This window comes from Salirhabdus sp. Marseille-P4669 (assembly GCF_900240405.1).
In the GTDB taxonomy this organism is placed as follows: Bacteria; Bacillota; Bacilli; order Bacillales; family Alkalibacillaceae; genus OEQK01.
The window spans coordinates 1-21,246 of sequence record NZ_OEQK01000014.1; the positions used below are offsets into that span (position 1 = coordinate 1).

Annotated in this window: 16 protein-coding genes, 11 tRNA genes and 2 rRNA genes; 4 read left to right on the forward strand and 25 right to left on the reverse strand. The window is 37.8% G+C overall.

All coding sequences use genetic code 11. The features are described from left to right. Positions 1–164 precede the first annotated feature (164 nt). From ftsH to spoIIE, 6 genes are all read right to left on the reverse strand, one after another. Entirely contained in the window at positions 165–2,180 is a 2,016-nt protein-coding gene (gene ftsH / locus C1A05_RS17625; protein ID WP_102029544.1) for an ATP-dependent zinc metalloprotease FtsH, read from the reverse strand. Between the two features lie 215 nt (positions 2,181–2,395). Beyond that, positions 2,396–2,944: a hypoxanthine phosphoribosyltransferase gene (gene hpt / locus C1A05_RS17630; RefSeq protein ID WP_102029545.1), complete on the reverse strand. Its 549-nt coding sequence runs from the start codon at positions 2,942–2,944 to the stop codon at positions 2,396–2,398. Positions 2,945–3,008: 64 nt separating this feature from the next. Beyond that, positions 3,009–4,358 carry a tRNA lysidine(34) synthetase TilS gene (gene tilS, locus C1A05_RS17635; protein ID WP_159462112.1) on the reverse strand — a complete coding sequence of 450 codons (1,350 nt, stop codon included), beginning with the start codon at positions 4,356–4,358 and terminating at the stop codon, positions 3,009–3,011. Positions 4,359–4,508: 150 nt separating this feature from the next. After that, positions 4,509–5,480: a serine/threonine protein kinase gene (locus C1A05_RS17640; RefSeq protein WP_102029547.1), complete on the reverse strand. Its 972-nt coding sequence runs from the start codon at positions 5,478–5,480 to the stop codon at positions 4,509–4,511. Continuing rightward, entirely contained in the window at positions 5,449–6,189 is a 741-nt protein-coding gene (locus C1A05_RS17645) for a VWA domain-containing protein (protein ID WP_102029548.1), read from the reverse strand. Before C1A05_RS17645 ends, C1A05_RS17640 begins: the two co-directional genes overlap by 32 nt. 174 nt (positions 6,190–6,363) lie before the next feature. Then, on the reverse strand, positions 6,364–8,814 hold the full coding sequence (gene spoIIE / locus C1A05_RS17650) for a stage II sporulation protein E (protein ID WP_373419489.1): 2,451 nt from the start codon (positions 8,812–8,814) through the stop codon (positions 6,364–6,366). 422 nt (positions 8,815–9,236) lie between these two features. Between spoIIE and C1A05_RS17655 the strand changes: the two genes are divergently transcribed. The 3 genes from C1A05_RS17655 (at position 9,237) to C1A05_RS17665 (ending at position 10,786) form a co-directional block, all read left to right on the forward strand. Continuing rightward, positions 9,237–9,313: transfer RNA gene (locus C1A05_RS17655), tRNA-Met, on the forward strand. Positions 9,314–9,322: 9 nt separating this feature from the next. Further along, positions 9,323–9,394 (forward strand) — tRNA-Glu (locus tag C1A05_RS17660). A gap of 180 nt (positions 9,395–9,574) precedes the next feature. Beyond that, positions 9,575–10,786: an ISL3 family transposase gene (locus C1A05_RS17665; RefSeq protein WP_102029558.1), complete on the forward strand. Its 1,212-nt coding sequence runs from the start codon at positions 9,575–9,577 to the stop codon at positions 10,784–10,786. Between the two features lie 569 nt (positions 10,787–11,355). On the opposite strand, the gene lysS is transcribed toward C1A05_RS17665, so the two are convergent. From lysS to hslO, 8 genes are all read right to left on the reverse strand, one after another. Continuing rightward, entirely contained in the window at positions 11,356–12,867 is a 1,512-nt protein-coding gene (lysS, locus tag C1A05_RS17670; protein ID WP_102029549.1) for a lysine--tRNA ligase, read from the reverse strand. Between the two features lie 344 nt (positions 12,868–13,211). Beyond that, positions 13,212–13,418: a helix-turn-helix domain-containing protein gene (locus tag C1A05_RS17675; protein WP_102029550.1), complete on the reverse strand. Its 207-nt coding sequence runs from the start codon at positions 13,416–13,418 to the stop codon at positions 13,212–13,214. Continuing rightward, positions 13,394–13,897 (reverse strand): 2-amino-4-hydroxy-6-hydroxymethyldihydropteridine diphosphokinase, encoded by a 504-nt coding sequence (gene folK / locus C1A05_RS17680; protein WP_102029551.1) that lies wholly within the window; start codon positions 13,895–13,897, stop codon positions 13,394–13,396. The genes C1A05_RS17675 and folK overlap by 25 nt, the downstream gene beginning before the upstream one ends. Further along, positions 13,894–14,259: a dihydroneopterin aldolase gene (folB, locus tag C1A05_RS17685; protein WP_102029552.1), complete on the reverse strand. Its 366-nt coding sequence runs from the start codon at positions 14,257–14,259 to the stop codon at positions 13,894–13,896. Before folB ends, folK begins: the two co-directional genes overlap by 4 nt. Then, positions 14,252–15,085, reverse strand: coding sequence for a dihydropteroate synthase (gene folP, locus C1A05_RS17690; RefSeq protein ID WP_102029553.1), 834 nt, complete (start codon positions 15,083–15,085; stop codon positions 14,252–14,254). The genes folB and folP overlap by 8 nt, the downstream gene beginning before the upstream one ends. Positions 15,086–15,252: 167 nt before the next feature. Continuing rightward, positions 15,253–16,173 carry a cysteine synthase A gene (gene cysK / locus C1A05_RS17695; RefSeq protein ID WP_102029559.1) on the reverse strand — a complete coding sequence of 307 codons (921 nt, stop codon included), beginning with the start codon at positions 16,171–16,173 and terminating at the stop codon, positions 15,253–15,255. A gap of 128 nt (positions 16,174–16,301) precedes the next feature. Beyond that, complete coding sequence (locus C1A05_RS17700) at positions 16,302–17,195, reverse strand: peptidylprolyl isomerase (protein WP_102029554.1); 894 nt, start codon at positions 17,193–17,195, stop codon at positions 16,302–16,304. 77 nt (positions 17,196–17,272) lie between these two features. Beyond that, positions 17,273–18,148 (reverse strand): Hsp33 family molecular chaperone HslO, encoded by an 876-nt coding sequence (gene hslO / locus C1A05_RS17705; RefSeq protein ID WP_102029555.1) that lies wholly within the window; start codon positions 18,146–18,148, stop codon positions 17,273–17,275. 254 nt (positions 18,149–18,402) lie between these two features. On the opposite strand from hslO, the gene C1A05_RS17710 reads away from it, so the two are divergent. After that, the gene (locus tag C1A05_RS17710) at positions 18,403–19,755 is read left to right on the forward strand and encodes an IS1182 family transposase (RefSeq protein ID WP_373419488.1); all 1,353 of its coding nucleotides are present in this window, start codon (positions 18,403–18,405) and stop codon (positions 19,753–19,755) included. A gap of 257 nt (positions 19,756–20,012) precedes the next feature. Here the strand turns inward: C1A05_RS17710 and C1A05_RS17715 are convergent. The 11 genes from C1A05_RS17715 to C1A05_RS17765 form a co-directional block, all read right to left on the reverse strand. Next, a tRNA-Ala gene (locus C1A05_RS17715) sits at positions 20,013–20,088 on the reverse strand. 17 nt (positions 20,089–20,105) lie between these two features. Beyond that, positions 20,106–20,182: transfer RNA gene (locus C1A05_RS17720), tRNA-Pro, on the reverse strand. Positions 20,183–20,188: 6 nt separating this feature from the next. Continuing rightward, positions 20,189–20,265, reverse strand: a tRNA-Arg gene (locus C1A05_RS17725). 8 nt (positions 20,266–20,273) lie between these two features. Further along, positions 20,274–20,362 (reverse strand) — tRNA-Leu (locus C1A05_RS17730). A 7-nt stretch (positions 20,363–20,369) separates the two neighbouring features. Beyond that, positions 20,370–20,444, reverse strand: a tRNA-Gly gene (locus C1A05_RS17735). A gap of 57 nt (positions 20,445–20,501) precedes the next feature. Then, positions 20,502–20,586, reverse strand: a tRNA-Leu gene (locus tag C1A05_RS17740). Between the two features lie 5 nt (positions 20,587–20,591). Further along, positions 20,592–20,667: transfer RNA gene (locus C1A05_RS17745), tRNA-Lys, on the reverse strand. A gap of 21 nt (positions 20,668–20,688) precedes the next feature. Then, a tRNA-Thr gene (locus tag C1A05_RS17750) sits at positions 20,689–20,764 on the reverse strand. A gap of 24 nt (positions 20,765–20,788) precedes the next feature. After that, positions 20,789–20,864, reverse strand: a tRNA-Val gene (locus C1A05_RS17755). A 6-nt stretch (positions 20,865–20,870) separates the two neighbouring features. Beyond that, a 5S ribosomal RNA gene (gene rrf, locus C1A05_RS17760) occupies positions 20,871–20,986 on the reverse strand. A gap of 134 nt (positions 20,987–21,120) precedes the next feature. Continuing rightward, a 23S ribosomal RNA gene (locus C1A05_RS17765) occupies positions 21,121–21,246 on the reverse strand; the annotation flags it as partial.

Below are 21,246 nucleotides of genomic sequence, written 5' to 3' on the forward strand. Positions count from 1 at the left end.
CACCTAGCCAAGCTTGGCTAGGTGTGTGGGAGTCTATTTTCCACCCCAAATACCGGTTTAATTTTAATTTCCTCCATACAACAAAAAAGCTTGTAGAGAAAAAACACCTACTTTCTCTACAAGCTGAGCTTCAGCTATAAAGCTGAAGCTTTTCTAATTACTTATTATTTCTGTTCATCATCTTTCGGCTCCACTACATCTTCCTGTTGTTCCGTAGAAGTAGTAGCATCAGATGGTTCCTCATTCGTTTGCGACTTAATATTTACTTTAACATCACCTGTTGATTCGTGGTTTGTAATACGTTGTACATCAACAGGAGCATCTTCTGCAGTACTCTTTGGTTTTCTTTCTGGTAGTTTTCCTTCTTCGAAAAGACCTTTAATTTGTTCTGCATCCAATGTTTCGATTTCAAGTAATGTTTTCGCAATTAATTCAAGCTTATCATTATTGTCTGTTAAGATCTGTTTTGCACGGTCATAACATTCTCTAATAATACGTTGAATCTCTGTATCAATTTCATATGCAATTTGATCGCTATAGTTTTGTTCGTTTTGAATATCACGGCCTAGGAATACTTGACCACCGGAAGCACTTCCGAATTGAAGCGGTCCAAGTTTCTCACTCATTCCATATTCCGTTACCATTTTTCTAGCTATTTCTGTTGCGCGTTGGAAGTCGTTATGTGCACCCGTACTTACTTCACCAAACGTAATTTCCTCTGCAACACGACCACCAAGAAGACCTGTAATCTTATCTAACAACTCTGGTGTTGTCATAAAGTAGCGATCTTCCTTCGGTAACATAACTGCATATCCGCCGGCTTGACCACGAGGGACAATCGTTACCTTATGAACCATGTCGGCTTCATCAAGCACCATTCCAATTACGGTATGCCCACTTTCATGGAAAGCAACAATATTTCGTTCTTTTTCCGAAATCACTCTGCTTTTCTTTGCCGGACCAGCAATGACACGATCAATCGCCTCATCTACATCATCCATATCAATTACTTTCTTATCCGAACGAGCCGCAACCAATGCCGCTTCGTTTAACAAGTTTTCTAGGTCTGCCCCAGAAAAACCTGGAGTTCGCATAGCAATTGTTTTTAGATTTACATCCTCACTCAACGGTTTATTGCGAGCATGAACCTTCAACACTTCTTCACGGCCCTTTACATCTGGACGGTTAACTGTAATTTGACGGTCAAAACGACCTGGACGTAATAATGCAGGGTCTAAGATATCCGGACGGTTTGTCGCAGCAATAATGATAATACCTTCATTAGCACCGAATCCATCCATTTCAACAAGCAATTGGTTTAACGTTTGTTCACGCTCATCATGGCCACCACCAAGACCTGCACCACGTTGACGACCAACTGCATCGATTTCATCTATAAAGATAATACAAGGTGAATTTTTCTTCGCATTTTCAAATAAGTCACGTACACGGGATGCCCCAACCCCAACAAACATTTCAACAAAGTCCGAACCACTGATAGAGAAGAACGGTACACCCGCTTCACCAGCAACAGCACGAGCTAATAATGTTTTACCAGTACCTGGAGGTCCAACAAGTAATACCCCTTTTGGAATCCTTGCACCGATTGCCGAGAATTTACGTGGGTCTTTCAAAAACTCTACTACTTCTACAAGCTCTTGTTTTTCCTCGTCCGCACCCGCTACATCCTTAAATCTTACATTCTTTTTATCCTCACTATAAAGCTTGGCTTTGCTTTTACCAAAATTCATAACACGGCTTCCGCCACCTTGCATTTGGTTAAGCAAGAAGAAGATTAAGAAGAAGATGATGATGAATGGAATGAGGGAAGTTAAAAACGTAACCCACCCACTAGGTTCTTCTGCCGGTTCAACATCAAATGTAATATTTTGCTCTTCTGCAAGATTATCTATCTCTGCAAAGCTTTGGTCCATGTCTGGAAGCTCTGAAGTAAATGGTTTTGATTCGCCATCCACCTTCATATCACCAGTAATGGCATATGCATGGTTCGTATACTGAGCATGCATCTCCTCAATTTGTCCACTTTCTAATGCCTTTTTAAACTCACTGTATTTTAAATCCTGAGTTTGCGGATCTGAGCCTCTAAATAAACCTACGACCCCGATTACAACTAAAAAGATGACTAAATAAAATATCGTATTGCGAAATATTCGATTCATTACTTACCTCCTCCCAAGCGAGAAAACTATATTAAATAGTACCATATAAAAAAGTATATACTCAACTAATAACCATTATTAAAAGAAATGTGGAACCATCCTTTTAAAGCAAGAAAAAATAGTGTATTACGGTTTCTCTCAAGGACATTCCAACATGCTCGTCTTTTGTAAACAACCTCTTAGTAAAAAGGGTATTCCAAACTTACCGAAACATACTAGTCCTCATTTCCAGAGTATACCTCTGGCTTTAAAACTCCAATGTATGGCAAATTACGATACTTTTCTTGATAATCTAGGCCATATCCTACTACAAATGCATCCGGAACTTCAAACCCAATTACATCCGCTTTTAGGTCTACCTTTCTTCCAGTTGGTTTATCCAGTAGTGTTACAATTTTTATCGATTTTGCTTTACGATATTTAAAAAGATCTACTAAATAGCTTAACGTTAAACCACTATCAATAATATCTTCAATAATTAGAATGTCTCTGCCTTCTACCTGTGTATCTAGATCTTTTAAGATTTTCACTTCACCAGTGGACTGCATACCGCCACCATAACTAGATACATCCATAAAATCCATCTCTAAATATGTATCCATACGTTTTACTAAATCCGCCATAAATGGCATTGCACCTTTTAATACGCCAATTACTAAAGGAAAGCGTTCCTTATACTCGGCAGTTAATTCCTGACCCAATTGTTTTATTTTTGTTTGAATTTCTTCCTCGGTGATTAGGACTTCCTTTATGTCGTTCTGCATACTTGCTCCTCCTATATGTAATCTTTTGAAATGGCTAAAACAATACCCTTAGATTTAGCATCGCCTATGTAACCATTAATCGAAGCCACTGATCGGACGTTGTTTCCAAAACCTCGCCTTTTTTCAAGCCAATAAGCCATAACAATTGTCCATTGTTATCTGTAACAATAGGCCATTCCTCTCGTTCTGCTTGCGGAATCTTTAAATCGATAAAAACATCCTTTATCTTTTTACTTCCACCTAATCCTCTAATCTTAAGCTTGTCTCCATTTTGCCTTGATCGAATAATTAATGGTAACGCTATACTTTCGGCATGACAAACAAATTCATATGCACCAGATTCCTTTGGTTTTGAACTGGATTTTTCCAATATTACGCTTAATGTCTTACCATCTGGGAGTAGAATTTGTTCCCCAGGAAATAACCGGTAATAGTATGGTGCCTTACTTGTCTTGTTAAAACGAAATTGAATTTGATCGTATGCTTTCAAGACGATTAGATTATGCGGCATGTGAATCATTGCATTCGGTTTTTCGGAATGCATAAGCTTGAGAAGCTGATCATGGTGAATTGCCTTTATTTCTACTACATCTAAATGCCTATAAAGATAGTTTAATATTAGATGAAAGGCCCTTCTTTGTAAAGTTGGATGAAATCGCAAAACCTTTTGAATATCTATAAAAACATTGTCCTTTTTTTCATCAAAGGTAGCAACACATTCGACAACTTTTTTTGCCTCTTCTATTAAATAATCTTCTTCTTCTTGAAAAATCTCGCTTGTTAGCTGAGCAGAATGATGAATATTTGGGTTCCTTTCCTTTAAAAAAGGAACCAAATGGTGTCTAAATGCATTACGTGTATATATTGTCTCCTCGTTAGTTGGGTCCAAACGAGGAATTATTTGGTGATTTCGACAATACGCATGGATTTCATCTTTTGTAACACTTAACAACGGCCGAATAATAATTCCATTTGCAAAAGATCGTTTAAAGGGCATTCCTTTTGGTTTTATCCCCTTCGTTAACTGCATAAACATTGTTTCTACTTGATCATCTCCATGATGTCCCATTGCTAGGATAGGAGCATTATAAGATTGCATCATTTTTTCAAAGAAAGCATATCGTAATTCTCTTGCAGCAAGCTCTGTACTTTTCTTTGTTTCTTCCATATATTGAGGAACGTTAACTTGCTTACCGATAAACTCAACATTCCATTTTTCACAAATATCCCTAACATAATGTAAATCTTCTAGAGACTCCTTACCTCGAAGCTTATGATCTACAGAAAGAGCAATTAATCGTAAATGGTACGTATCACGGATGGAAACAAAAAAGTGAAGAAGCGCCATGGAATCTGGACCACCAGAAACAGCTAACAAAATAGTTCGATTTTGTTCAAATAGTCTATGTTTCATACAAAAGTTCATCACTTTATTCTTTAGTTCCAACACGCACACGACCTTCCTTTACCACCTATTTATATCGTACCATTTCCTACATACGATGGAAAAGCAAAATGAAGCCCTTCTAATAACATAAAAACTAGCCTTTAATACATAAACGTATCAAAAGCTAGAAAGTAGTAAAAAAAACATAAAAACGATTGCCGATACCATTACTAAACCTAACGATTCCATCCATTTCGTAGAATGGGAATTCGTTGATGTAGTTTGTTTGGATTGTATATGTTGCAGTCCCTTTTTTGTACTTGTCTGCTCTGCTTGTTTCTGTCTTGCTAATATGATTTTGGATAAATCCTGTTTCATTTCCTTACTAGAAGCATAAGACCCCTCCATTGCCTTATGTAAACAAAATGCATATTTACGTAATTCCTTATGAAGACTAATTTTAGACTTTAATGTCTTTTGCGGATTGGCTCCCTTATCAAAGCGATTTGGATAGTATGCCTGTACAATAACCATAGCAACTGCAAACAAATCATATTTCGGATCCGCTTTTCTGCTACCAAATCCCCAATAACCCCGATCGTAGAATTCTGTATATTCCTTAACCGCTCTACCTTTAATCGTTGTTCCACCAACGTCGATCCAACGTAGGCGAATTGGTTTTTTGGTAACAATTAAATTTTCCGGCTTTAAATCACCAAAAACCCATCCCGCACGATGTAAGTGATCTAAATCATCTAATAGTTGGATGATTAAAATGAACAACCACTCATAGCCTTTTGATTTTAAAAAGGTATTTAAGTCAACCCCGTGTAAATATTCCATTACATAGAAGGAGTATTGTTTATTCACAGACGGTGCCCAATCATCCACATCTAATAAAGAAGGTCCAAGATTTGCTCCCTGGACCTTTCCAAATGCTTTTAATACATTCACTTCTGTTGTAATAGAGGCTGCCTGCTCACTAATTTTTAACGCAACATACTTCCCCTCGCATTGTGCTAAATACACGACACCAATGGCACCATGACCTAGACGCTTCACAATACGGTATACTTTCTGATGCCACTTCCCATGAATCGTAACACCAGGGGAGAGATTAGTAATTGTACTCTTCATAGAGGCTTTCATTAGTAGGTTCCCATCCTTCTAATCTTGGTCTTGTGTTAAAGTGATGCAAAGCTTCACGTAACGCGGGACCTGTCGGTGTAATTCCTCCACTTGTTAGTTTTGGAAATACCGATGAGATATTTAATAGATTTGGAGTCCAAGGCATAACTTCTGTAACTGGTTTCTTCTTACCTGGGAATGTATAGATAGAAAATTTATTTTTCCCACTTCTCGCATTTAAACTTAAGGACAAATCCTCTAACGATTCTTTTACTGTTTCTAGCTTATTATTCATACTTGCACTCGTATCTACAAGTATTAAAATTTCTAAATTACTTGTTTCACTTAAATCCTCTACTACTTCCATTACCTCTCCTCGTTTTTCAGGGGGGAGGTCTTCCATGGACGTTTCCGCTCCTAATATCTCCTGCAGTTCTTTATTCACAACGCCTTGTAAGGTTTGCGTCATTGCCTGCCTTGTAACCAATTGAACCGTTTGGGACAGGCTTCTAGCATATACAATTCTACTAACACCACCACCCGCTTGAGAAATATCTTCTACTTCTTCTAAACCTTCTGGTTGTTCGGATTGATCATCATCTAATACACCAATAACATTGACACTGATTCCTTGTTGTTTCGCTAAAGCACTTACAGCCGCCGGGTCTTCACCTTGGTTAGAGCAACCATCAGTGATTAATAGAATTTGTTTTATCGTACCTTTTTTCATTAAAACCCCTCCTCGTTTTGCTAATTCCATCATTGCCCTAAAAATAGACTTTTATACGTGATCATTAGACATTGATCGATAGAATAAGGAAGGTGTATCCACGACAAAAGCACAAGCTCATTTCTATGAACTTGCGCCTTTGTTAGATTGTATCCGTATGATTATATGTTCGACCTACTGTACCTTGTGAAGCGGAAATGATGCCCATTCTGGAATATTATCCTCAAGCTTCGCTACCAACACCGTCATGTCATCATCAATATCACCTGATTTTGTTCGAATCACCTCTTCTAAAATAATATCTGCTATTGCTTGGGGATCTTCCGTCTCAATCTCTCTTATTTTTCGCTTTAGCCATAAATCTACATTTTCAATATGTTTCGGCCCTTCAAAAATACCATCGCTCATCATAATCAAGATATCCCCTGGCTTGAGCTGCTCCGATACTTCGTCTACATCAAACTCTTGAATTATACCTATAGGTAGGTTTCCCGCCTCGATTTTATGAATTTCTTTATTCCTTCTAATAAAGCTTGGAGTCGAGCCAATCTTTAAAAATTTACTATTGGCGTCATGCAAATCAATAACAGCTAAATCTAACGTGGAGAAAATCTCATCTGTTGTACGCAAGGATAAAATAGAATTAATCGATTTAATCGCTACCTTTTCATCAATACCTGATTGTAGGATTTGCTTTAACAAACGTAAGGTTTCCATGCTTTCCAAATACGCTCGTTCTCCATTTCCCATTCCATCACTAATTGCTAACGCAAACTTTCCATTTCCTAAATCCATCGTTAAATAGCTATCACCTGAAACGAAGCCACCACCTTTTGCCGCATGCGCAACACCTGTAGAAATGTTATATTGTCTTGCCGACTTAAAAGCAAAATGACCAAAGCCATCTGGAAAAGGGGAAACCTCTTCATAATGAACAATTATCGTTTCTTGTAGAATCTCAGACAAAACGGGTGCAATAATTTTAGAGGCTTCTCCACGGTAATCATAAAAGGTTAGATTCATTTCAATATCTACATTACCAGGCTCTAAGCTATAGATATCCAACTTTTCAATTTCAAAGCCCATCTCGTTCAATGCTTCTACAACTTCCCGTTCCTGTTGTTCGTGTGTTTTCCGTTCTTTTAGGATCTCAACTGCAAAGTTTCCCATAACATCGGATACACCTTTTAACTGTTCCGCAACAAATTTTCTACTTTCTTGAACTTGCTTCTTTAAACGTTGGTTTGCTTGATAAAAGGAAATCTCTGACTCCATTGTATTGATAACCTTCTTCGATTTTACACAATGGTTTTCAAAGTCTTTCAGCAGCTTTCCTCGCTTCTGCAATGTTCCATCTTCTAATTCGGACATCATTTCGGTCATGTAATCGTATGTTTTATCAAACTGGTTAACCCAACAGCTTGCCTTTTTAAAGCATGACTGGCATGTCTTCTCCGTCACATTACTTAAAAAATAATCCATTTCACGAGATTCTTTATTTACTTGGGTTAATACATCTACCTTTAAAAAGCTTTTGGAAAGAGCCTGGAACATATCGGAGAATTTCTCCACTCGCTTAGCTGTCACATCTCGAACCTTTTGTAAATATTGTTCTTGTTCTTCCCTATGCTCAATCGTTCCAGGTATATGTTTCGCCATTTTCCGAATCCAGCTTTCTGGTGTTAGTAAAAATAAAACAATCGCAAAAGCGGTTTCAATAATGGTTGGGGCAAACGTTCCACCTATACCTTCCCCATAAATTCCTATTAATAGGGTTGCAACAAACAAACCAACTCCAACCCCAATTTTCTTACCATCCTTTAGTAACCCACCTAATAGACCAGCAAAGGCTAACAAGCTCATTTGATATAAACTTGCAACGTCTGCAAGGCTTAACACCAATCCTGTTACCACCCCAACCGTTGAACCAATTGCCGCTCCAGCTATATAGGCAAGTAAAAGCACAAGATACCGAGCAAATATTTGTTCAATAGAAGCATCCATAAACACCCAACCAATGGTACCAGTCAAAATGGAAGCTAAAAAAATAATCATGCAAACAATTTCTTCATTCTTCAAATCCTTTTTATACTTTCTCGGTGATATTAACGGAACACTCTGCATAAAAATAAGTACAAGTACTACACTTAATCCCGACTCTACTAACGTAAATACCCATTGATATGTTTCTAGTTGGTCTTGTACAAAATACGTTATTAACCTAGGTGTCACACAAGCAATGAATACTAGAATTGGTACAATTTTTTGCTGGTTTCCTATTTTTTTAAAGGCACCTGCTAATAGTAGAAAAGTGAGTAATGCTCCAAATAGAAACAACCCTTGTTCTATACTTACTGTTATTCCTCCAATTAGTATTGCTATTGCTACTTTAAGGGACACATGTCTTTGTAGCATCCAAATACTTGCGAAAAAGGCGATAGCAAAAGGGGATACTGATGTAAGGATAACAGCTCGTCCAAGTAGAATACCGGCAAAAAATAACATCCAGCCCTTGTCCATTAACAATCTCCGTGCACTTTCTTTTTGTTTCCTCTGCCACTTAATCAAATTATAAAGTGCTTGTTGGTATGCATTTTTTGTTTGGTTCCTTGTTATGGTTTCTATCAATTCGATCACTCCTTCTTTGTTAAATAGTTAAACATAGAGTTACTAGAATTTTTGTCAAAACAAGTGGACAAGTTCAAAAAAGTGTTCGACGATATTCTGATTATCTGTTTGGATTTCAACAATACTATACAGTGGCCAACATCCTTTTCTTTTTTTATGGGCTTTTGTTATATAGATTGTCGTTGCTTACATAAAATGGTTTGGAGTGTATTTATAAATTGCTTTACCATTCATAGGAATTACTTATGCTGTAAAACGAAAAGTAAGGCTTCTCTTTAAGATGATAAAATGTGATTGAGAATGGCTAGTATATTAAAGGATGGGCAATTTAAACTGCGCTCATTTAATAAACTGTTAAAAAGGTATTGACACCTTGTCACACCTGTTGTACTATATATCTTGTCTGTTTTTTCTTTTTTGGCGGTGTAGCTCAGCTGGCGAGAGCGTACGGTTCATACCCGTAAGGTCGGGGGTTCGATCCCCTCCGCCGCTACCAATTAAATATGGCCCGTTGGTCAAGTGGTTAAGACACCGCCCTTTCACGGCGGTAACACGGGTTCGAATCCCGTACGGGTCATCAAAAAAAGAGGAGAGGGAATGCCAATATGACATTCCCTCTCCTCTTTTTGGCTCTAAAATATTTGTTGGGGTACAGATAAAATTCAGAAAAAATAAACACGCAATCTCCTAATTTTGTTAGACTTTGTTTAGACCAATAAACAAAACAAAAGGGAGATGCGTGTAATTGAATTTTAACATGACTTTACCAGGATTAGAAGAGTTTATCATTACGAAATCATTGGAAAAAGACGGTTACTATGAACTTCATTTGGAGTTGGAGAGGAAAGCCCATCGTTGTCCGCGTTGTGGTCAATTAACCGAACGCGTACATGATTATCGAATTCAGAAGGTCAAACATAATAGTATTTTTAGTAGAAGAACATTCCTATTCTATCGAAAACGTCGGTATGTTTGTGAAGTCAAAGATTGTAGGAAACGATTTTACGAAGACAATTCCTTAGTAGAGTGGTATCAAAGACAGTCCATAGAGTTTAAACAGGCGTTAGCGATTGAAATCATCCATGGTAAAAATTTTAAGGATGTGGCTGATCGTTTTGACACTTCACCGACAACAGTAATGCGCCATTTTGATAAAATTAGTTCTTCTATGTTAACGGAGATTAAACAGTTACCAGAAGTCATCGCGATAGATGAATATAAAGGGGATGCAGGTGGTGAAAAGTATCAAACGGTCATTGCTGACCCTATTAATAGGAGACCATTAGATATTTTAAAAGATCGTAAAAAAGAAACGCTGGTAGCTTATTTAAGAAAACATGGAGATAACGTAAACGTTGTCGTTATGGATATGAGTCATTCTTTCAAAGCAGCTGTTGATCAAGCATTAGGACGCCCTGTTGTCGTAGCTGACCGATTTCATTTTTGTCGTTATATATACTGGGCTTTAGAAAAAGTGAGAAGGAAGGAACAGAAAGCCTTTGACGATTACCAACGTAAGAAATGTAAAAGAATGCGTCATGTCTTTTATAAGCACTATGAGGATTTAACCGAAAAGCAATTATGGTATTTAAATTACTTTTTAGAAAAGTCACCTGAATTAAAAAAGGCTTATGAATTGAAAGAGGCTTATCGATTATGGTTTGAAATAGCTAAACAATTAGCACCGAATAATTTAAAAGAAGTAAAAGAAAGATTATATAGCTATTATGATTTAGTAAAGTCTTCCGGATTAGTTGAATTTGAAAAGGCAATAGAAACCTTTCAAAATTGGCAGAAGGAGATTATGAATAGCTTTGCCTATAACTTGAATAATGGTTATGTCGAAGGCATTAATAACCAAACGAAGGTTATTAAAAGAAATGCATTTGGGTTTAAACGGTTTGATCGATTCAGATTAAAGGTGTTATTACACCATCAATATAAAAATATAGATGTTCGGGTCGCATAAATTAGGAGTGAGCTAAATGCTCNTCGTCCTGAGCCAGGATCAAACTCTCCAATAGATTGTTTGATTAAAGCTCATAAATAGTAAATGGTAATGTAAATTACCGAATTGACGTACTGGTTGTTTTGTTCAGTTTTCAAGGTTCAAATAACCACCGCTTGATTAAGCGACTTAATTATTCTACCAAAAAGCGTTTATTATGTCAACACTTTTTTATAAGTTCTTTTTGCTGTTTTTCAAGCAACGAAATTAACTATACCATAAACATTTGTGTTATTTCAACTGGTATTTTTTAGTGTGTGACTTTCGCTCTTTTTGTTTTCTTAGAACGTTTAATAATTTATCATGTTTCTCTTATTAATTCAAGTCCCTTTAGGAAAGAAAGTCTATTCAGAAATCTCTATGTATTGAATTAAATTTCAATCTACTATTTATAGTCGTATCAGGAATCATCATTGGAAGCCAATTACATTATATATAGTTTGTAAAATCACAAGGTGAAATATGCAATTAAAGAGAAATGTAAAAAACCAGTCGATTCAAAAAGAATAGACTGGTTTCAATTTAAAACATTATTTATTACGCATTTGTGGGAATAACAACACATCACGTATAGATGGAGAGTTTGTTAATAGCATAATAACTCGGTCTACACCAATTCCTAATCCGCCTGTAGGAGGCATACCATATTCTAATGCTTCAACAAAATCCTCATCCATTAAATGAGCCTCATCATTACCTTCTTCTCGTTCCTTCAGCTGCGCTTCAAAACGTTGACGTTGATCAATCGGATCATTTAATTCAGAGAATGCATTTGCATGTTCTCTTCCTACAATAAACAATTCAAAACGATCTGTGAAACGATCATCATCGGCATTTTGTTTTGCTAATGGAGATATTTCAATTGGATGGCCATAAACAAAAGTAGGTTGGATAAGGGTTTCCTCTACCTTTTGTTCAAAGAACTCATTGACAATATGACCAAACTTCATCGTATCTTGGATTTCAATTCCATGTTCTTTTGCAAGTTCTTTAGCTCGCTCATCGGACATTTTCTCCCAGAAGTCAACGCCAGTTTGTTCCTTGATTGCATCAACCATATGGATTCTTTTCCAATTAGGCTCTAGATCCACTTCCACATCCCCATATTGAATTTTTGTAGTTCCTAATACATCCTTAGCAATATGAGCAATTAGATTTTCTGTTAGCTCCATAATGTCATGGAAATCTGCATAAGCCTCATACAATTCCATCATCGTAAACTCAGGATTGTGTCGTGTAGATACACCTTCATTACGATATACCCTTCCAATTTCGTATACCTTTTCCATACCACCTACAATTAAACGCTTTAGGTGGAGTTCAATTGCAATACGCATATATAAAGGAATATCTAGTGCATTATGATGGGTAATAAACGGACGCGCTGCCGCTCCACCTGGAATGGAATGCATTGTTGGTGTTTCTACTTCTAAGAAGCCTTGGTCATCTAAATATCGACGCATAGACTGAATGATTTTACTTCTTGTTACAAATGTACTTCTACTCTCTGGATTAACAATTAAGTCTAAATAACGCTGGCGATATCGTTGCTCAATATCCTTTAAACCATGAAACTTTTCCGGTAATGGGCGCAATGACTTCGTTAGTAGATTAAATTCTGTTACTTTAACAGACAGTTCTCCAACCTTCGTTTTAAACACTGTACCAGTAACACCAACAATGTCCCCTAAATCTGCAGTTGTAAATAATTCATACGCTTCTTCCCCAACAGCATCTTTACGAACATATATTTGAATTTGTCCTGACAGATCCAATATGTGAGCAAAACCAGCCTTTCCTTTTCCTCTTTTCGTCATTATACGTCCAGCAATAGTAGTAGGAATTGCCTTTTCTTCTAACTCTTCTTTGGAAAGCTCACCATATTCCTTTACTAGTTCCTCTGTGAGATGTGTTCTCTCATATTTGTCACCAAATGGATTAATCCCTTTATCTTGATAGTTATGTAGCTTTTCTAATCGCACCTTCATTAAATCATTTAATTCTTCCGTCACGTTTTTACACTCCTTTAAATAGATCAACATAGCCTAACTTAAGTTTCACGAATTGCAAACCTACTTACATTACACAGTTCTATTCCTAGCTCCATTACGATAACTACACTTTTTCATTATTTCAGTATAGTCTAGTAAAATTTGAATTAAACTTTAACTGATTCGCACTCGTTGATTTGTTTTCTTACTTTACCATTCCCGTTTAGAGCTTTCAAGTACCATGCTGATGCTGTAGGTAATTCACCATTACAGCGATTCACTTCTTACATATCAAAAGCATATTAAAACTCATCTATAATCCTGATTCATCTATTAAAATATCAGTTTTTAGTCTTTTATCTTTTACTACTGATATCTGTTTTGTGGCAGTGTCCTCAATCTTTAGGCTTTAATTCCTCTTGCGTGATATTTAAGACTTCAGATGTTCTTCTGATAAACGTTTCATCCGGTAACCTTGTACCTCTTTCCACTTCTCCAACAATAGAAACGGAATATCCAATTGCTTTTGCAAATTCCGTTTGTGTATATCCTTTAAGCTTGCGAAAAGCTTTAATTCTTAATCCCCATCTACTTGATGCCATTTTGTAACCCCTCTACAATCCTCATCTGACAACTGCTTTATATGGTCCGCTACCGAGAGATTGTTAAATGTAATTGTTTCGTCAATCTCGGATAGAGGAATCAACACAAATGCTCTTTCCTGCATTCTTGGGTGCGGGACGGTCAAGTTTTCCGTATCCACTCTCTTTTGATTATACAACAAAATGTCAAGGTCAACCGTCCTCGGGCCAAACCGTATGATTCTTTTTCTACCTAGTGTATTTTCAACCGATTGGCAAAAAGATAATAAGTCAAAAGGACTTAATGATGTTTGTATTTTTGCGACCATATTTAAAAATAAACCTTGGTCCTGATAACCAACTGGCTTTGTCTCATAGATTGATGATTGCATTTCAATTGAAATATGTTCATGGTCCTTTAGCATTCGAAGCGCTCTTTGTAAATACTCGACCCGAGGTTCTATATTGGAACCCAAAGCGATGTAAGCAATATTCATTATTCGCTCTTCTCCCTATATATTTCTACCGCTACATGATCAAAGTGTCCAGGAATAGGTGCACCTGGCTTTTCTACCTTCACAGTAACAGCACGCATTTTATCAAACTGAGCAAGAAGGGATTGCGCCACTCGTTCAGCTACAGCTTCTACTAAATTATAGGATTGCCCTTCAACAATGCGCTTTGTAACATTATAAATTTCCCCATAATGGATACTGTCTTCCATCTTATCACTTTCACCAGCATTATTTAAATTAGCATATATAGTGAGGTCGACAAGGAATTTTTGCCCTAATCGTTTTTCTTCGGGATATAACCCATGATATCCATAGAACGTCATGCCCTTAAGGAAAATTTTATCCAATGCCCTTCACTCCTTTGCCAAGCATAGCATCCATCATTTTGGTCATCCTTACAATTGGTTTTACATCGTGGACACGTACAATGTTAGCCCCTCTTTCAACACCTAAGCATACCGTTGCCCCTGTTCCTTCTATTCTTTCTTCCACTGGTAAATCCAAAACATACCCAATAACCCTCTTCCTTGACGTACCTAATAGAATAGGAAAACCAAAGGATTGGAATGCATCTAAATGCCGAATTACTTTTAAATTATCTTCCATACTCTTCGCAAATCCTACCCCAGGATCAAGTATAATACGCTCCTTCTTCACACCTGCTTTTATGGCGATTTCAATACTTTCTTCTAAGTCTCGCTTCATATCGGTAATTAAATCTTTATAATCTTCGTCGTTTCGGTTATGCATTAATATAATCGGCACATCATATTGTGCAGCAACATCTGCGATTTCAGGGTCGTATTTTGCTCCCCAAATATCATTTATAATATCCCCTCCGCTCTTTATTGCCGCCTCTGCAACGCTCGATTTATATGTATCAATAGAAATAGGAAGATCTACTTCTGTCTTCAACTGATTTATTATTGGAGTTATACGTGCAATTTCCTCTTCATCTGAAATCTTTACATAACCAGGTCGAGTAGATTCCCCACCTACATCGATAATATGTGCACCATCTTCCTTCATTTGTTTTGCATGGGCTAGAGCAGTATGTATCTCTACATAATTCCCCCCGTCCGAAAAGGAATCAGGTGTCACATTTAATATTCCCATTACAAGTGTTTCTTTATCGATATCATATCGTTTATTACCTAGTTCCAATACGCGCATTCCGCCGACCTCCTAAAAACTCTCTTTCCCTATTTTACACAATCTCACCTAATAAATCATTCCATACACGATTAGCAACAGCGCATTCCTCATTCATATATTTGTCGCAATAAAGAAAAACTCCGATACAAGTTGTTACACTTGCCTCGGAGTTCTCATATAACAGATTAATCTTCGTATTGATATAAAGGTGTGGATAAGTAGCGTTCCCCATTATCCGGTAAAATCGCCAACACCTTTTTCCCTTTACCTAATTTCTTTGCTACTTCTTTTGCGGCATGGATTGCAGCTCCTGCAGAAATACCACCTAAAACACCATTTGTTTTAGCTGCTTCTCTAGCTGCAGTAAATGCATCCTCATTTGCAACGGTTACTACTTCATCATAAACCTTCGTATCTAGGACCTCCGGAACAAAGCCAGCCCCAATACCTTGGATTTTATGCGGACCTGGTTTTCCGCCTGATAGTACAGGTGAGTCTGTTGGCTCAACCGCATAAATCTTAATATCCTTATAATGCTGTTTTAATACTTTACCCGCACCAGTAATAGTTCCACCAGTTCCAATTCCTGAAATGAACGCATCTAGCTCATCGCCCATTTGCTCTACTATCTCAGGCCCTGTTGTTTTCTCATGTATAATCGGGTTTGCATCATTACTAAATTGTTGTGGCATAAAGTAGCCATTTTCTTTTTGGAGTTCTGTTGCCTTGCGAATAGCACCATTCATACCTTCCGCACCTGGAGTTAGAACTAATTTTGCACCATAAGCACGCAACAGATTTCTACGCTCTTGGCTCATAGTATCCGGCATTACCAACACCGCTTTGTACCCTTTAGCTGCTGCTACCATGGAAAGACCAATACCAGTGTTTCCACTAGTTGGTTCAACAATGGTATCACCTGGTTTAATGAGACCCTTCTCTTCAGCTGCCTCAATCATCGCTTTAGCGATACGATCCTTAACAGAGCTTCCAGGGTTCATGTATTCGAGCTTTAAGTAAATGTCTGCACTATTTTCATCTTGTGTGTTTAATTTAACGATAGGAGTATTTCCAATTGCATCAATAACAGAATTAAAAACTTTCATTTTCAGCACTCCAATCCCGAGTAATTTTATTGGTTTTGTTAACTTTAATATAACTGTATGGGAAAATGCTCCCATTTGTCAATTATTTTATACCTCACCAAAAGGAAATAATCGCTAAAAATTTCCGTTTAATAAATCCACTCTACTCCTACTTCTTCCCAAAGCACTTCTACAGATGGTTCTACTTTCAATTTTTGTTTTGCCAACAAACGTCTTATATGTTTTTTTACATCATCATATGCAAGTTCTACTTCTGGTATCACATGATGTAAATATAAAATAACCGTTCCTTCCGTTGTTTCAAACGGTTCACTAAATTGTCCTGGCTCCAAATTATTTAACGCCGTGAAGTAGATATTTTGCAAATATGTACTGTCATTTGTAAAATATCCTAAATATCCACCGTTTTGATTTGTGTACGTATCAATAGAATATTGCTCTGCTAATTCTCCGAAAGCCTGTCCATTATTAAGAGCATCTAAGATTGATTCTGCAGTATTTTCGTCATCTACAACAATGTGTGATAATTGATAAGAAGTTTCAAAATCAAAGCGGTCCTGGTTTTGAGAATAGTAATTCTGTATTTCTTGCTCATCGATTACGATGTCACGTGTTAGCAGTTCATCTCGATAAATTGTATATTGAATATCATCCTTCCACTCTTTTCTTAATTGTTCCCTCTCTGCTTCCGATATTATTCCACTAGCTGTTTCTGTTATGGCTAATTCACGTTCCATAAACTTTTCATTAACAGCTAAATCATATTCTTCGGCTAATTGAAAAACAACCTTTTCGTTAATTAATGATTTTAAGTAGTCTTCCCCATAAGCACTTCGCAAGCTTTTAATCCATTGATCAGCTGTTATGGTGTCATTCCCAACTTTCGCAACCTCTTTTGGAAGATTCTCCTCGTCCATAATATCACTCATATTTCCTCCACTACCGTTCGTTAAGATTAGGATGGAAGCAATATTTGTAATTAATAAAACAATAATAATCCCCCATAACAGTCTTCTAGACATTTTTTCACCTCTTTAAAAAATAAAGCACGGGTTTCATGTATAAAATCCACTAAAACTCACACCGAACAAAATAAGATTTATTGTTCTTTTAATTCCTCTAATTCTTCAGCCGAAAATGTGTATGTTTCATTACAGAAATGACAAGTTGCAGTTGCACCGTTATCCTCATCAATCATTTCCTGGATTTCTTCATTACCTAGGCTTTTAATTGCATTTTGGATTCGCTCTTTTGAACATTGACAGTGAAATTGAACCGGGAGACGATCTAATATTTTCATCTCTCCTCCATCCAATAACATTTCAAGAATCTCTTCAGGACTTTTCCCATCACGAATTAAGCTTGAAATTGGTGGTATTGATGCAATTTGTTTCTCTAGTTTTGTAATCGTTTCATCATCTGCTCCAGGCATCACCTGAAGAATGAAGCCGCCAGAGGCTAAAATGGTATGATCTGGATTTACTAAAACACCCGCACCTACAGAAGATGGTACTTGCTCCGAATTCACAAAATAATACGTGAAGTCCTCTCCTATTTCCCCAGAAATAATTGGAACTTGGCCAGTAAAATGCTCCCGCAACCCTAAATCCTTCACGACACTAATTGTACCTTCTGTTCCAACTGCACGTCGAACATCTAGTTTACCTTTTTCGTTTAAGTCAAAATGAACATGTGGATGTTTAATATACCCACGAACTTCTCCTTTTGCGTTGCTATCTGCAACAATATACCCAATTGGACCATTTCCTTCTACTTTGACCGTTAAACGATCATTACCTTTTAACATTGCACCCATCATGGCGGAAATTGTGATGGTTCTACCTAATGCTGCGGATGCTGTTGCCCACGTATCTTGTCTACGGCACGCTTCACTTACTGTATTTGTTGATGTAATTGCAAATGCACGGATTTGTCCATCATAAGCTAGTGCACGTACTAAATAATCTTCATTCATTCCCATTTCGCTCCTTTATCTCTCGTTGTCTATTTTATATTATGTCCTGTATATCATTTCTTCTACTTTCTAATATGTTACAATACCTCGTTCAGAATTGAAAATTATAAATTTCCTCTAAAAAAGCTTCAGCTATAAAGCTGAAGCTCAGGCTGTCGAGAAACCCTCGTCAGCCTATTTTTTATGTGGATATTTTAACAATTCACCGCGTTAATTTGATATAATATAGGTAATAATAAAAGGCGGTGGTTAAGTTGTTTCATACAAGGAATAATACTCAAAATGAAGTAGAATTTGTTTGTCTTGAAGACTTAGTTCCCCAAGATCATTTACTTCGAAAAGTTGATAAATACATAGATTTCTCCTTCATAATCGATAAGGTAAAACCCTATTACAGTGAAGATAATGGACGTCCTTCTCTAGATCCTCTTGTGTTATTTAAGATGATGTTTATCGGCTATTTCTTTGGTATTCGATCCGAACGCCAATTGGAAAAGGAAATACAAACGAACGTAGCTTATCGATGGTTCCTTGGTCTGAAACTTTCAGATTCTGTTCCTCATCATTCCACCATAAGTTGGAATCGTCGTAAACGATTTAAAGATACTAATATTTTTCAAGAGATTTTTGATGAAACCGTTATGAAAGCTATTAACAATCGAATGGTTGGTGGAAGAGTTTTATTTACGGACTCCACCCATTTAAAGGCGAATGCCAATAAACACCACTTCACAAAAGAAGAGGTAGAGGTGGAAACTCGAGACTACATAGAAGAGTTGAATAAAGCGATTGAAGAGGATCGGAATCAACATGGAAAAAAGCCGCTAAAAGAGAGAGAGGAAGTGAAACAAACGAAAACGATTCGCAAGAGTAAAACCGATCCAGAAAGTGGGTTTATGTCTCGCGATCATAAACAGGAAATGTTCTGTTACCTAGACCACCGCACCACGGACATGAAATATAACATTATTACAGATGCCTATGTTACCCCAGGAAATGTCCATGATTCCGTCCCGTACTTAGAACGCTTAGATCGACAAATACAACGATTTGATTTCCAAGTAGAAGCTGTTGCCTTAGACTCTGGTTATTTAACCAATCCCATCTGCAAAGGATTATCAGACCGAAACATATTTGGTACAATTGCCCATCGAAGATTCCACCCAACGAAAGGCCTTTTTCCAAAATGGAAGTTTACTTATAATAAGGAACAAGATCTTTATACCTGCCCAAACGGGGAGATGTTGAACTATTCAACTACAAGCCGAGAGGGGTATCGAGAATATAAATCGGATCCTAAAAAATGTGTAACTTGTCCACTCTTAGATCAATGTACACGATCAAAGAATCATCAAAAAGTACTAACACGACATGTCTGGGAAGAGCATAAAGAAAAGATTCGGGAAAACCGACTATCTAGATCCGGAAAAATGCTTTATAAATATCGAAAAGAAAAAGTTGAGCGAAGCTTTGCAGACTCTAAACAGCTGCATGGGCTTCGCTACTGCCGGTTAAGGGGATTGCACAATGCGAGTGAGCAAGTCTTACTCACCGCAGCGTGCCAGAACATGAAGAAGATTGCCACACACCTAGCCAAGCTTGGCTAGGTGTGTGGGAGTCTATTTTCCACCCCAAATACCGGTTTAATTTTAATTTCCTCCATACAACAAAAAAGCTTGTAGAGAAAAAACACCTACTTTCTCTACAAGCTGACNCACGCCGCCAGCGTTCGTCCTGAGCCAGGATCAAACTCTCCAATAGATTGTTTGATTAAAGCTCATAAATAGTAAATGGTAATGTAAATTACCGAATTGACGTACTGGTTGTTTTGTTCAGTTTTCAAGGTTCAAACAAAAAAACAAAATGGTGGAGCCTAGCGGGATCGAACCGCTGACCTCCTGCGTGCAAGGCAGGCGCTCTCCCAGCTGAGCTAAGGCCCCATTGGTGTGATATAAAATGGTCGGGAAGACAGGATTCGAACCTGCGACCCCATGGTCCCAAACCATGTGCTCTACCAAGCTGAGCTACTTCCCGTGATTATGGCGCGCCCGAGAGGAGTCGAACCCCTAACCTTTTGATCCGTAGTCAAACGCTCTATCCAATTGAGCTACGGGCGCAGTATAAATGGTGCCGAGGGCCGGACTCGAACCGGCACGGTAGTCACCTACCGCAGGATTTTAAGTCCTGTGCGTCTGCCAATTCCGCCACCCCGGCATTTATCTGGAGCGGAAGACGGGATTCGAACCCGCGACCCCCACCTTGGCAAGGTGGTGTTCTACCACTGAACTACTTCCGCATATCCACAGGAAATAACATCTTTCTAAACTGCTTGATGTTATTGTATTAAATTTAATGGTGCGGGTGAAGGGACTCGAACCCCCACGTCGCGAGACACTAGATCCTAAGTCTAGCGCGTCTGCCAATTCCGCCACACCCGCTCACATGGTGAGCCATGCAGGATTCGAACCTGCGACCCTCTGATTAAAAGTCAGATGCTCTACCGACTGAGCTAATGGCTCGTGCATAAGATATATAAATCGTGGTGCCGGCCAGAGGACTTGAACCCCCAACCTACTGATTACAAGTCAGTTGCTCTACCAATTGAGCTAGACCGGCTCAGTTGATCTATAGTAGATTAAATGGTGGAGGATGACGGGCTCGAACCGCCGACCCCCTGCTTGTAAGGCAGGTGCTCTCCCAGCTGAGCTAATCCTCCACTAATGCCTGGCAACGTCCTACTCTCGCAGGGGAAACACCCCAACTACCATCGGCGCTGAAGAGCTTAACTTCTGTGTTCGGAATGGGAACAGGTGTGACCTCTTCGCCTTCATTACCAGACTTTTAAAATACTATTTGTTTTTCAAGGACAAGTAATATTATATTTAACTTTAATTGAAAATGCAAGTATTTTTTTAAAAATATTTAACACCTTCAAAACTAGATAAGAATCGGAATCACGCATGATTATTTTTTTAGTTAAGTCCTCGATTGATTAGTATCCGTCAGCTGCACATGTCACCATGCTTCCACCTCGGACCTATCTACCTCATCGTCTCTGAGGAATCTTACTCATTTAAAATGATGGGAAATCTCATCTT